This is a genomic window from Deefgea piscis, assembly GCF_013284055.1.
GTDB classification, from domain to species: Bacteria; Pseudomonadota; Gammaproteobacteria; order Burkholderiales; family Chitinibacteraceae; genus Deefgea; species Deefgea piscis.
Genome location: NZ_CP054143.1, coordinates 2705052 through 2717988 on the forward strand (window position 1 = coordinate 2705052; position 12937 = coordinate 2717988).

10 protein-coding genes and 1 tRNA gene are annotated in these 12937 nt (G+C 48.6%); 10 read left to right on the forward strand and 1 reads right to left on the reverse strand.

What is annotated here, in order from left to right; all coding sequences use genetic code 11:
* Window positions 1–112 precede the first annotated feature (112 nt).
* From HQN60_RS12695 to HQN60_RS12715, 5 genes are all read left to right on the forward strand, one after another.
* Window positions 113–886 carry an endonuclease/exonuclease/phosphatase family protein gene (locus HQN60_RS12695; protein ID WP_254456628.1) on the forward strand — a complete coding sequence of 258 codons (774 nt, stop codon included), beginning with the start codon at window positions 113–115 and terminating at the stop codon, window positions 884–886.
* Window positions 883–2043: a cardiolipin synthase ClsB gene (clsB, locus tag HQN60_RS12700; RefSeq protein WP_173533998.1), complete on the forward strand. Its 1161-nt coding sequence runs from the start codon at window positions 883–885 to the stop codon at window positions 2041–2043. Before HQN60_RS12695 ends, clsB begins: the two co-directional genes overlap by 4 nt.
* Window positions 2044–2233: 190 nt before the next feature.
* The gene (cysS, locus tag HQN60_RS12705; protein WP_173533999.1) at window positions 2234–3625 is read left to right on the forward strand and encodes a cysteine--tRNA ligase; all 1392 of its coding nucleotides are present in this window, start codon (window positions 2234–2236) and stop codon (window positions 3623–3625) included.
* A gap of 217 nt (window positions 3626–3842) precedes the next feature.
* On the forward strand, window positions 3843–5660 hold the full coding sequence (locus tag HQN60_RS12710; RefSeq protein ID WP_173534000.1) for a M61 family metallopeptidase: 1818 nt from the start codon (window positions 3843–3845) through the stop codon (window positions 5658–5660).
* Between the two features lie 154 nt (window positions 5661–5814).
* Complete coding sequence (locus HQN60_RS12715; protein WP_173534001.1) at window positions 5815–7887, forward strand: putative bifunctional diguanylate cyclase/phosphodiesterase; 2073 nt, start codon at window positions 5815–5817, stop codon at window positions 7885–7887.
* Here HQN60_RS12715 and HQN60_RS12720 read toward each other — a convergent pair.
* Window positions 7884–8666 (reverse strand): NUDIX hydrolase, encoded by a 783-nt coding sequence (locus HQN60_RS12720; protein ID WP_173534002.1) that lies wholly within the window; start codon window positions 8664–8666, stop codon window positions 7884–7886. The two genes, HQN60_RS12715 and HQN60_RS12720, sit on opposite strands and share 4 nt — an antisense overlap.
* Before the next feature lie 118 nt (window positions 8667–8784).
* On the opposite strand from HQN60_RS12720, the gene HQN60_RS12725 reads away from it, so the two are divergent.
* The 5 genes from HQN60_RS12725 to HQN60_RS12745 all read left to right on the forward strand — a co-directional run bounded on the left by HQN60_RS12725 (window position 8785) and on the right by HQN60_RS12745 (window position 12750).
* Window positions 8785–10305 (forward strand): fumarate hydratase, encoded by a 1521-nt coding sequence (locus HQN60_RS12725; protein ID WP_173534003.1) that lies wholly within the window; start codon window positions 8785–8787, stop codon window positions 10303–10305.
* A 92-nt stretch (window positions 10306–10397) separates the two neighbouring features.
* Window positions 10398–10487: transfer RNA gene (locus tag HQN60_RS12730), tRNA-Ser, on the forward strand.
* Between the two features lie 781 nt (window positions 10488–11268).
* Window positions 11269–11628 carry a DUF6404 family protein gene (locus tag HQN60_RS12735; protein ID WP_173534004.1) on the forward strand — a complete coding sequence of 120 codons (360 nt, stop codon included), beginning with the start codon at window positions 11269–11271 and terminating at the stop codon, window positions 11626–11628.
* A gap of 386 nt (window positions 11629–12014) precedes the next feature.
* Window positions 12015–12206, forward strand: coding sequence for a hypothetical protein (locus HQN60_RS12740; RefSeq protein ID WP_173534005.1), 192 nt, complete (start codon window positions 12015–12017; stop codon window positions 12204–12206).
* 247 nt (window positions 12207–12453) lie between these two features.
* A complete protein-coding gene (locus tag HQN60_RS12745) occupies window positions 12454–12750 on the forward strand; it encodes a hypothetical protein (RefSeq protein ID WP_173534006.1) in 297 nt (98 codons plus the stop codon).
* The last annotated feature ends 187 nt before the right edge of the window (window positions 12751–12937 follow it).

Here is a 12937-nt window from a genome sequence, read left to right on the forward strand (position 1 = left end):
TGGATAATATAGGCTAAAATCATCCTAAATCGACTGCTAAGTCTTTGATTTTATTAGGCCGCTTTTGATGGTTTTAGTCTGTAAAAATCACCCTAAAAACATAGGTAAGTGCTTGAAAAATATAAAAAATACACTGCGTATTGCTACATACAATATTCACAAAGGCATGTCACCGCTCAACCAGAATTTTGTACTGCATGGCGTGCGTCACGCCTTAAAAGCACTCGATCCAGATATTGTTTTTTTGCAGGAAGTACAGGGCCTGCACCATGATTTAGCTAAGAAAATCCATACTTGGCCGCGGGATGCACAGCATGTGTATTTGGCTGGCGATGCGCTGTTTTCTGCTTACGGTAGTAATGCCCATTATTTACTTGGGCATCACGGTAATGCTTTGTTGTCGCGGTTTCCAATTTTGCATCGCAGTAATCACGACTTAACTTTGCACCGGTTTGAGCAACGCGGTTTATTGTATTGTCAGCTGGATTTACCGCATTGGACACAGTCTTTGCATGCTTTTTGTGTGCATTTGAATTTACGCGCCTCGGATCGGCGTAAGCAATTGCAACTGATGATTCGTGCCATTGCTGAGCAAGTGCCTGCAGATGCGCCGCTGGTGCTGGCGGGGGATTTTAACGATTGGCGCGGTGAAGTCAGCGAAGTGTTGCAATCTGAATTGGGCATGGATGAAGTTTTTCAGTCTTTGCACGGCGCGCATGCGCGTAGTTTTCCTGCCAGAATGCCGTTTTTTTCATTAGATCGTATTTATACCCGTGGTTTTACCATTGAATCGGCCGAGGTGTTGCAAGGCGCGCCTTGGCGCAGTTTGTCGGACCACGCGCCTTTATTGGCTACATTATCTTTGGCAGGTGCTCAAAAGGCATGACGCAATACTTGGACGGACATCAGCTGACTTTATTGCGTGATGGCTTAGAGTTTTTCCCTGCGCTGCTGTCGGCGATTGACGCCGCGCAGTTTGAAATTCGCCTTGAAACGTATATTTTTGCGACCGATGACATCGGTCTTGCAGTTGCTCACGCCTTGATGGCCGCCGCTAAGCGCGGCGTTCGAGTCGGCTTATTACTGGATGGCTTTGGTGCCTATGCTTTTCCGGCAACGCTGCGCCAAGAGATGCAGGACGCCGGGGTGCAAGTATTGTTTTTCCGTCCCGAGGTGAGCCGTTTCGCGCTTAAGCGCTCACGTTTGCGGCGTTTGCATCGTAAATTATCTTGTATTGATGGCCAGCTGGCGTTTATCGGCGGGATCAATATCATCAGCGATGATGATGGTCCCGGCATGGCGCCGCGCTATGATTATGCCGTTGCCGTTAAAGGGCCGGTGGTGCTGGATATTGAGCAGGCCTTGCTGCGTGAGTGGCAGTACACCGCATGGATGCAATTTAAAAAATCGATTTTTGCGCGCAGGCAATGGCCATTACCAGCGGTAGTCGGGGACGCTAAAGCGCGCCTGGTGGTGCGAGATAATGCGCGCAATCGACATGCGATCGAAAAAGCCTATTTGCAAGCGATTGAAGCGGCGCAATCCGAAATCATGATTGCCAATGCGTATTTTTTGCCCGGTCTGCGTTTACGCCAAGCTTTAATGCGCGCTGCCAAGCGCGGGGTGAAGGTGGTATTGCTACTACAAGACGAGCGCGATCATGCCTTGCTGCAATACGCCAGCTGGGCGTATTACCGTGATTTATTGCACGCCGGCGTTGAAATTTATCAATATAAAAGCGGCTTTATGCACGCCAAAGTGGCGGTGATTGATCACGCTTGGGCCACCGTTGGCTCAAGCAATATTGATCCATTTAGTTTGTTGCTGGCGCGCGAGGCGAATCTTGTGATTGAAGATGCGTCTTTTGCGCAGCAGCTGCGATCTGATTTGCAATGCCGCTTGCAGCGTGATGCGGTGCTGATTTTGCCCGAGCATGTGCATCAAGCCAGTTATTTACGCCGCGCTGTGGTATGGACGTGTTACGGACTCGTTCGGCTGCTGCTCGGTGTTTCGGGCTACGGTGGCAGAAAATACCTTGAATAACAGCGCGTTATTTGAGCAAAAATACCAAGTCAATTGGCATGGTTGGGTTTGGTGTGGGCTATATCGCTGAGTTGAGCGTTAAAGAAGCCGCGTGAAAGCCAAAGCAAGGTTTGAATTTTTCAGTAAACAGCGTTGGGCGTACTCGGTAGCTTTGGTAGAATGACGGACTAAATCCAATTACGAGCCCTTTATGATCACTTTGTACAATACCTTGGCCCGCGAGAAGCAGGAATTTAAACCGATGACGCCCGGCATTGTGAACATGTATGTTTGCGGCATGACGGTTTACGATTATTGCCATATTGGCCATGCGCGGATGGTGGTGGTGTTTGACGTCATCACGCGTTGGTTTCGCGAGTCGGGTTACCAAGTGAATTATGTGCGTAATATCACTGATATTGATGACAAAATCATTCGCCGTGCCGCTGAAAATGGCGAGTCGATTCATTCGCTTACCGAGCGCTTTATTGCCGCAATGAATGAAGATTTTGCTGCGCTGGGCATTATTCGCCCAGATCATGAGCCACGTGCTACTGAGCATATTCATGGCATGCAGTCGATTATTGGGCAGTTGTTTGATCGTGGTTTAGCGTATTCGGCCCCTAATGGCGATGTGTATTATTCGGTGCGTAAATTCCAAGGTTACGGCAAATTATCGCGTAAAAATTTAGATGATCAGCGTGCCGGTGAACGCGTTGATATTGACGAAAACAAGCAAGATCCGGCGGATTTTGTGTTGTGGAAAAGCGCTAAAGCTGAAGAGCCTAACGAAGTGAAGTGGGCTTCACCGTGGGGTAGCGGTCGTCCCGGCTGGCATATTGAATGCTCAGCAATGAGTTGCCACCATTTGGGCGAGCAGTTTGATATTCATGGTGGTGGTGAGGATTTACAGTTTCCGCATCATGAAAATGAAATCGCCCAATCGGAGGGCGCGCACGGCCATCCGTATGTGAATTACTGGCTGCATAATGGCTTTATCAATGTTGATAATGAAAAAATGTCGAAAAGCCTCGGTAATTTTTTCATTATTCGTGACGTTTTAGCGCAGTACGATGCGGAAGTTTTGCGCTTCTTTATTTTGCGCGCGCATTATCGCAGCCCACTCAATTACAGCGACGCGCATTTGGACGATGCTAAAAATGCCTTAACGCGGTTATACACCACGTTAAAGTCGATTCCTGCTCAAACCGTGGCCATCGATTGGTCACTCCCGATGGCGGCGCGCTTTAAAGCGGCGATGGATGATGATTTTGCCACCACCGAAGCGGTGGCAGTGTTGTTTGAATTGGCCTTGCAAGCCAATAAACACGGCGTCACTGAGCAAGGTATTGCTGCGGCGAGTCTATTAAAAGCCTTGGCCAATGTACTGGGTTTATTGCAGCGCGATCCAGAGGCGTATTTGCAAGCGGGTAGTCGTGATAACGCTTGGCAAGCTGAGCAAATCGAAGCGGCAATCGCTGCGCGCAAAGCGGCGCGGGCGGCAAAAAACTGGGCTGAGTCCGATCGAATTCGGGATGAATTGGCCGCAGCCGGGATTGTGCTGGAAGATACGGCGCAAGGTACTGGCTGGCGTCGAGAGTAATCACGGCTAGGGCTGGCGCGGCGACATGATCGAATCAGCCCATCAACAGATTTAAAGTGATTGATCGCTAGGTAACACTTGGCGATCATTTTTTTTGCGAAGGTTTTTTCAAGAAATCGCGGCTAGGCGGCCTGTGCATCGATCGGTGAGTGCGGGTCCTGCCGGATGGCGGACTTGAATCAATGACGCAACACCCATTTTGAGGACTCTATTGATCATGAGCATCCAATACAAAATTACGCCCCACCATATTGCCGCGCATTTGTTTGCGGTTGAGCTGACGATTGAGCAGCCTGATGCGGTAGGGCAGATCGTGCATTTGCCAAGTTGGATTCCGGGGAGTTATTTGCTACGCGAATTTGCCAAACATATCGTTAGTATTGAGGCCGAATCAGCCGGCGTGCGCGTGCCGCTAACGAAGTTAGACAAATCGAGCTGGCAAGCGGCAGCAGTCGCAGCGCCGTTGCGGGTAAGGTATCAGGTATATGCCTTTGATTTATCGGTGCGCGGTGCGTATTTGGATCATGAGCGGGGCTTTTTTAATGGCACCAGCGTTTTCTTGGCGGTGGCCGGTCAAGAAGATCAACCTTGCGGTTTAACTATTGTTCCGAGCCAGAACGATACTTGGAAAGTAGCCACCAGCCTGCCAGTGCAGCAGGTCGATGCCGCTGGTTTTGGTCAGTATCTGGCGCAAAACTATGATGATTTAATCGATCATCCGGTTGAAATGAGTGATTTTTCTCAAATTGAGTTTATGGCTGCTGGCGTGCCGCATCGCATCGTGATTGCCGGTCGGCATCAAGCTGATTTGCCGCGGTTGGCGCAGGACTTACAAAAAATCTGTGAGTATCAAATTCAATTTTTTGGCACACCGGCGCCATTTAAAGATTATTTGTTTCTGACTCTGGCGGTGGGCGAGGGCTACGGCGGCTTAGAGCATCGCGCATCGACGGCTTTAATTTGCAATCGCAGTGACTTGCCTCGTGCGTATGAAGCTGAAGTGAAATCGGGCTATCGTCAATTTTTGGGTTTGTGCAGCCATGAATATTTTCATAGCTGGAATGTGAAGCGCATTAAGCCCGCGGCGTATGCGCCGTATGATTTAAGCCAAGAGAATTATTCGCGGCTGTTGTGGGCGTTTGAGGGCATTACATCGTATTACGATGATTTATGTTTGCTGCGCGCGGGGCTGATTACGGAGCAGGCCTATTTGGATTTATTGTCACAAACCATAACCAGTGTAGAGCGGGGGTATGGCCGTCTAGTGCAGAATCTAGAAGACGCCAGCTTTGATACCTGGATTAAGTATTATCGACAAGATGAAAATAGCCCCAATGCGCTGGTGAGCTATTACACCAAAGGTGCGCTATTTGCATTGTGTTTGGATTTAACGATACGCCAAGCCACCCAGCAGCAAAAATCGTTGGATGATGTGATGCGTGCATTGTGGAAAGAGTATGGCTCGACTTTCGAGGCCACAGGACGAGGAATTGCCGAAACCGAGTGGGAAGCTTTGGCCCAACGGGTGACGGGCGTTGATTTGTCCGATTTATTTGAATTAGGCTTACGTTCAACTGCGCCGCTGCCACTGCAAGATTTGCTCGCCGATTTAGATATCGTATGGCAACAAAGGGCCGCCGATTCGGCGCAAGATCGAGGTGGCTGGGTAGCACAAGCAGCCGCGCCCAAGTTGAGTTTGGGTGTGAAGAGCGCAAGTGATGCCATGGGCGTGAAGTTGCTCAATGTGATGACAGCGGGTGCCGCAGAACAAGCGGGCTTGGCCGCAGGAGACGTGTTGGTGGCGATTGATGGCTTGCGAGTGACTACCAGTCAACTTGACGCCATGCTAGCGACTGCGGCGCAAGGCGCCGAGTTGCCGGTGCGCTCGCTTGCAGTGCATGCGTTTCGCCGTGATGTGCTGTTTAGCTGCCAAGTAACGCCACAATGGGCGGCTTTGGATACCATTGGTTTACAGCCAAACCCAGTGGAAAACCTTGATAAATCGAAAGCTAGAAGAAAGTGGTTGATTGGATAGATTTCGCATAACTTTCTTTGCGCGCTGCAGCAAATCGGTCTATTAATTAAACTCGATGAATGTAAATTGAGTTTGAGGCGCCATTTTGGACTTTCGCACAAGACTGATTAATCAATTTAGGGGGGCAAGAACCAAGGTTCTATTGGTTTTGCTGTTGCTAAATTTGTTAATTTCTATGGCTTTGTCTGCGGCGCTGTATGTGTTTTTAAATACAGCCTTAATTGCCGAGCTGGATGGTCGTTTATTGACTGCAGCGCGAGCTATCCCTTTTGTCTTGCCCGAAGATTATCTGGATCGCGCTCTTAGCGGTCGAACGATTTCTAGTGCCGATTATGAACGCAATGTACTGCAGTTAAATCGCTATGCCGAGCAAGTTGGCGTGCGTTATTTATACGTCTTAGCGATGGAGCAAGGTCAGGTGCGTTATCTAGCAGACAGCGCCAGTCCGGCCGAAGTCAAAGCCGGGCGTTATGGACATTTTTTGCAGTCCTATACCGATCAAGAGTTGCGATTTAAGGTCGCGCTAGATAGTGGTAAAACTTATTTTGGTGAGGTGAGGGATGAATATGGCGTTTTTCGCTCAACCGCCATGGCGCTACCTCGCAAGGGTGGCGGGTTTTATGTTTTAGCTGCAGATATCTCGATGCAATCGGTCATGGCGCAGCAAAATCAGCTTAAAGTTCAGGCTGCTTTGTGTTGTTTAGTGCTGTTTTTAATGGGTGCCGGTGTGGCATCTATTTTGGCAAATAAAATGACCGCACCATTGCGGCGATTTTCTTTGGCGGTGCGCCGTTTTGCCGCAGGTGAATTTGATGTCCGCATGCCAATTCATCGGCATGATGAATTAGGTAGCTTGGCTTCGGCATTTAATGCCATGGGCGATGCGATTTCAGCGCGCGAGCATTTATTACGCCAGTTAGCATTTACTGATCGATTAACTGGCTTGCCCAATCGCGTGAAGTTTGCTGAAGCCTTAACTGTGGTGCTCAGTAAAAACCCATTGTGGCTTGCAGTGGCGATGATTGATTTGGCTGACTTTCGTTATGTCAATGATGCATTTGGTTTTGAAGCGGGTGACCGTGCTTTATGCATTATCGCCGACCGATTTTCTTTGCTGCAAGCTAACCCCGTTCGGTTGGTCGGGCGAGTGTCGGGCAATGTGTTTGCCTTATTGCTATCGGCGGAGAATGAATCGCAAGTTCAGCTGCAAATGCGGCAAATCGAAGAAGCCCTATCGGCGTCGCTGTTATTGGGCGAGCAAAAAATTCATATTGCGATCCGATCGGGGATTGCCATCTTTCCACAGCATGCTAATACCGCAGAAGGCTTGTTGCGTCATGCTGAAGTGGCGATGTTCTTTGCCAAATTGAATCGAGAAGGCAGTGTTTTATATGACCCTTCGCGAGAAGAAAATCGTTTAAATCAATTTACGCTGTTGGGTGATTTACGAGAAGCCTTGCAAGAGAATCATTTAGTGGTGTATTACCAACCCAAAATTAATGTGGCCACTGGGCAGGTCAATGCCGCTGAAGCATTGGTGCGTTGGCAGCATCCGAATCGTGGTTGGATTTCTCCAGGGTTGTTTATTCCATTTGCGGAAAAAACCGGGAAACTACGCGGCATTACTGAATGGGTGCTGCACGAAGTATTGCGTCAGCAAGTCGCTTGGCAGCAAACCGGACTGCGCTTACTGATTTCAGTGAATGTGGGGGTGAGTGATGTCGAGGATGTGCAATTTGTCGATTTTGTTGAAGCGCAACTGCTTAAGGCGGGAGACGCGGCTAATCTTTGCCTAGAAATCACCGAAACTGGCGTCATGCATAAGCCCGATGTGATGCTGCAAAATCTCGCTCGCCTACGCTGCCTTGGCGTGCGGCTATCGATTGATGATTTTGGTACCGGATATTCGTCCTTTGCCTATTTGGCCAAAATGCCGGTGAATGAATTAAAGATTGACCAAGTGTTTGTGATGTCGATGAATAGCACGTTTGAGAGTGTGTCTATCGTTCGCTCCATGATTGAAATCGGCCACATATTGGGTCTAAAAGTCGTTGCCGAAGGGGTGGAAACCATTGCGATCTGGCAGGCGCTGGCGGTGATGGGCTGCGATGAAGTGCAAGGCTATTTAATCGCCGAGCCCATGAGTAGCGCCGCTTTGGTGGCGTGGTTGGATAAAGCATCACACTTGCCTGCTGAGTTAACGCCGCCGAGTATGTCAAACTTTTAAACGCCTTGGCGCAGTAAGAAGTGGGCGGTGACGATGCCAGCATCCCAAGTCATTTGGCTAAGATCGTTGATCGCTTGTTCTGGTGAAATACGATAAAAAGCGGCGACTTCGCCATCTTGGTTGTGCGGTATAAAATCTGCTGGCAACGCCAAATCAAAGCAATACAATAGCTCGCGGTGAGTGCCATCAATTTCATTGCGTTGCATGAGGATGGTTTCTTGCAACACCAGCGCGGTGCTGAATTGGGCATTCAAGCCCGCTTCTTCAAATAATTCACGGATTGCACAATCTTTAGGGTCTTCACCAAGGGGTATGCCGCCAGCGGCTACATTGTCTAATCGGTCGGGGTCAATACTCTTGGTTTTTGCACGCCGTGCAATGCATAGGCTGCCATCAGGGTAGTAACCATTGATGTGCACTGCGCGGCTGAGTAGGCCAAATCGGCGAAAGGCGGCGCGCTCTAATGCCAATACAGGCTGAGTAAAATCGTTAGCCGCAATCAAACTCGGGGCGTATACCCCGTATTGTTCATTCCGCCATCCTTGAATTAAGCCTTGCTGCTGCAAGAGCTTGGCGGCCTTGTGCATGGCTTGTGCGGGCTGCGGGCTGTCAAGATAGAGTGTTTGCTGGTTTATTTTCCAGTCTTGAGTCTGACTACATAATATCGATGCGATTTCCGGCCCAACCCAGCCAAGCTGATTGCTACCGAAATAAAAAGGCAGTAATCCCGCAGGATTAAACACCGGTTGTTGCGCAAGGTAGTGGGCGATCGTTGGCATCTTGAGCTCTAAAAATTAAATTTAACGATGTAGGTGAAATATCTAGCCGATCGATGATCGGTAGTGCCGCAGGATACGCTACAATTTGGGCGTAAAACTGGACCCTACGGAGCATATAATGAGTAAGATTCGCCAAGACGATCTCATCACCAGCATTGCCGATAGCTTGCAATACATTAGCTATTACCACCCTAAGGATTATATCCAAGCTTTAGGTCGGGCTTATGAATTAGAAGAGAGCCCTGCTGCTAAAGATGCCATCGCGCAAATCCTAACCAATAGCCGCATGTGTGCCGAAGGCCATCGCCCGATTTGCCAAGATACCGGCATTGTCACTGTGTTCGTTCGTGTTGGGATGGACGTGCAGTGGGAAGGCGCGACGATGGGCGTGACGGATATGATTAACGAAGGCGTGCGCCGTGCTTACATGCACCCCGACAATAAATTGCGCGCTTCGATTTTGATGGATCCTGCAGGCTTACGTAAAAACACCAAGGACAATACGCCAGCGGTGATTCACTATGAAATCGTACCGGGCTGTACGGTGGAAATTGATATCGCAGCCAAGGGCGGCGGCTCGGAAAACAAAACTAAATTTGTCATGCTCAATCCTTCAGACTCCATCGTCGATTGGGTGCTGAAAACCGTACCTTTGATGGGCGCAGGCTGGTGTCCACCCGGCATGCTGGGGATTGGTATTGGCGGTACGGCCGAAAAAGCCATGGTGATGGCCAAAGAAGCGTTGATGGAAGAAATCGACATTCACGAATTAATCGCCCGTGGCCCGCAAAATCGCGTTGAAGAACTGCGTGTCGAGCTGTATGAGAAAGTCAACGCACTAGGTATTGGCGCGCAAGGCTTGGGTGGTTTGGCGACGGTACTTGATGTGAAGATCAAAGACTACCCAACGCATGCCGCTAGCTTGCCGGTGGCGATGATTCCTAACTGCGCGGCAACGCGCCATGTGCACTTTACGCTCGATGGCTCAGGCCCTGCGGTATTGGAAGTGCCTAAATTGGAAGACTGGCCCGATGTAACGTGGACGCCATCTAGCGCCGCCACCCGCGTGGATTTGAATTCGGTAACGCGTGAAGAAGTTGCAACCTGGAAACCCGGCCAAACGCTGCTACTTAACGGCAAAATGCTGACTGGGCGTGATGCAGCGCATAAGCGCATGGTGGATATGCTCAATAAGGGCGAGAAGCTGCCAGTGGATTTTGCTGGGCGCTTTATTTATTACGTTGGCCCAGTTGATGCTGTACGTGACGAAATTATCGGACCTGCTGGCCCAACCACCGCGACGCGAATGGATAAATTTACCGAGCAAGTGCTGGCAGAAACCGGCTTGCTGGGCATGATCGGTAAAGCAGAGCGCGGCCCAGCTGGGATTGATGCGATCAAAAAACACCAATCAGTGTATTTGATGGCCGTTGGCGGCGCTGCTTACTTAGTGTCGAAAGCGATCAAAGCCAGCCGCGTAGTCGGTTTTGCCGATTTGGGCATGGAAGGCATTTACGAGTTTGACGTGGTCGATATGCCTGTTACCGTCGCCGTGGATTCGAATGGCACGTCGGTACACGCAACTGCGCCAAAAGAGTGGCAAGCCAAAATTGGTAAAATCCCAGTCGCAGAGGTTTGATCTGAAATAGGCTAGGGCGCACTGGATTTGAATTAATCCCGCGCCGCGCTTGCCTTTAAGGGGTGGCTTCGGTATGATTCGGCCTCTCTTGCGGAGAGATGTATGAGTGGTTTAAGTTAGTCGCCTGGAAAGCGGCCACAGGTTAATCCCTGTCGGGGGTTCGAATCCCCCTCTCTCCGCCACAGATTAAAGCTAAAGCCCTGATTGTTCAGGGCTTTTTTGTCGTCTGCCGGTTCTGTCTCCCCATTTAACCCCACGGTTGAGCAAGTCGACCGCCTCTTTCGGATGAAAAACTCAGCGTGGCTCACGCTGCGGCGCATGATTTGCGACAAAAGTATGCGAATTATCGCGATCGATATGCTCGCCGCCATTGCCCGCAAAGACGACGACCGTCGTCGTTGTCAAGCCGATGGCATTCTAAAGCCAAGGCGCATGCCTTTATGCTGGCCGCCCGAAAGAAGCTGAGCTCACCGCAAAATTACTGGCCTGCTAGCAGGGAAAATCGTGCAGTGTTATTCAAGATTTGCTGGGGTGTGGGCGCGGAACGATTAAACGGGTATGAGATTCAAAGATAAACCAACCAACTTTACGTGATTGGACTAGTTGCAATCAGCGTGCCGACTCGATTTACGATAACTATATCGATTTTAAGTATTAATTGAAGTAAAACTGCAAAACCAACACCTACTGCCATGAAGCTTTTATGCTTAGTAAAATAAACGTATTATCTCAGTCTAAACATTAATAAAATGTACCACCATGCACACGAAGCCTGTTTTATCGCAAACTCGATTAAAACCGAGGTTCGTCTAGAGTCAATAGATGCAGACGCTTAGCAAGCGCATTATTTTTGTGCTTTGACGGACGGCAGTCGGCGGAGCAGACAATCGTCTTCAATGAATGACTCTAAGTCAATAGTTGAGAAAAGATAGTGTCGTAACTATTACATGGAAAAATGAATCAATGATGACCTTTGAAGATAAATGTAATTACGCAATTAAAGAGCTTGAAAACGCTGGCATTTGGAAATCAAACTACAATCCACCAATTTTAAAGTTGGCTCGGAAACTAGGATTTAAAGTTCCATTTCCTCATTACAACTCTTTTTTAAATAATGCGCTTTCAGCTGGAATTTATTTTGGTGTTTTCTGGGGGCTGTTTATGTATTTCATTGTATGGGGCCAACAAAATATGCCGGCGACTAAAATGCTATCAGCGGCCACACTTGCCGGCGCTTTTTTTGGTTTATCTATGGCCTCATATTACAAATACAGCTTTAAAAAAAATAAATTAACACCTTGGTGTGAAATTAAAAATAACTAACAAGCAAATTCAACAGAACAGTCCAAGATGCAACTGCTTTGTATTCATATTCTGAGAGTCATGATGTTATTCTGAAGTGAGTTGGCAGTTGCCATTGATTGCAATCAATCGGACTGGCCCATCCATTACCAGCCACTCATCGTGCCGAAGACTGGGTTTCTGCAATGGGTCGAAAACCGGCGGTAGTCGGCCAGAAACCGACCTTCCAATTGGCGTTAAAGTCTTTTCAGACACAGGCTTTCATGCTGGCGAGCAACAAGGCCGAGTAAATTGCTACATCACTGCCTTCGAAGAGGAATTCAATTGGACTACGCCTTAATTCAAACAATACTTGGCATGAGTCTAGCGGTATTGACCGCTTTATTATCCGACATCGCCGCGGACAAATGTGCCGCAATATCGCTATTGCCCTTGGCTTGATGGGTGGCATCCTCGGTGTAGTTCAAGGTCTGATGATTTCGGTGCCACTAGCCTCGGCTTTCCCTAGTTTGTCACCAGCAATCATCGCACTACTACCTTGTACCTTGGCGATTATCATGGCAGCGTTGCTGCAATCGCGTTACGGTCATGAAATTTAATTTACGGCTAATTCGGCGTCAATCGTAGCACGGTTGGGCTAAATGAAATGCAGCCCAACGTTCACCGCGATTGTTGGGCTTCGCAAGCTCAGCACCAACCTACAAAACATTTCGCTTTGGGTCGAAAACAGGCGGTAGTCGGCCAGCAACGGACAATTGCAAAACGGCTGGTGGCGTAATTTTGTAATCGCCACTACTGGTACGCATCACGCAATAAACAGAGTTTCCAATGCTATGGGATATCGAAATGTCGAAATATCAGTTTTTTAAAAGAACAGTCGAAGGTCAGGATGAGATATGTCACTTGTGCGTCGATAATGCTCAATTTATTGCCAGTAGAGCGCAATTACTGACTCAAGGTTTTGAAGTTGTTGGCTATCTGATATACGCCCCGAATGAAACAGTAGCCATTGAACGTTTTAACGCTGAGATGGCTTGCCCTTTATTGGAAAGCGGGGATACATTACCTAACTCTTTTGAACTGAACTGGTACCGTGAGGTCGTTCAAAAATGCATTAGCAAAAGGCTATTTAACTCAAAATAAGATATTTTTCGCACCCTTGCTCCGAATATAAAGTACTGAACTCCCGCTTTGAATCGGGTGTAGTAGCTCAAGACGACAATAAACGAATATCAAATGAATTAGGTTTGGTGATAAATTCCGTGAGCAGATTTTGGTTTTGATTAGGCCAGCAATCTGAGTTGCAATTAATTATATGCAAATTTTCCAT

Coding starts and splice junctions, on each gene's coding strand:
- clsB (WP_173533998.1), top strand. CDS start 883: ATGACGCAATACTTGGACGGACATCAGCTGACTTTATTGCGTGATGGC.
- cysS (WP_173533999.1), top strand. CDS start 2,234: ATGATCACTTTGTACAATACCTTGGCCCGCGAGAAGCAGGAATTTAAA.
- HQN60_RS12710 (WP_173534000.1), top strand. CDS start 3,843: ATGAGCATCCAATACAAAATTACGCCCCACCATATTGCCGCGCATTTG.
- HQN60_RS12720 (WP_173534002.1), bottom strand. CDS start 8,666: ATGCCAACGATCGCCCACTACCTTGCGCAACAACCGGTGTTTAATCCT.
- HQN60_RS12725 (WP_173534003.1), top strand. CDS start 8,785: ATGAGTAAGATTCGCCAAGACGATCTCATCACCAGCATTGCCGATAGC.
- HQN60_RS12735 (WP_173534004.1), top strand. CDS start 11,269: ATGATGACCTTTGAAGATAAATGTAATTACGCAATTAAAGAGCTTGAA.
- HQN60_RS12740 (WP_173534005.1), top strand. CDS start 12,015: ATGTGCCGCAATATCGCTATTGCCCTTGGCTTGATGGGTGGCATCCTC.
- HQN60_RS12745 (WP_173534006.1), top strand. CDS start 12,454: ATGTCGAAATATCAGTTTTTTAAAAGAACAGTCGAAGGTCAGGATGAG.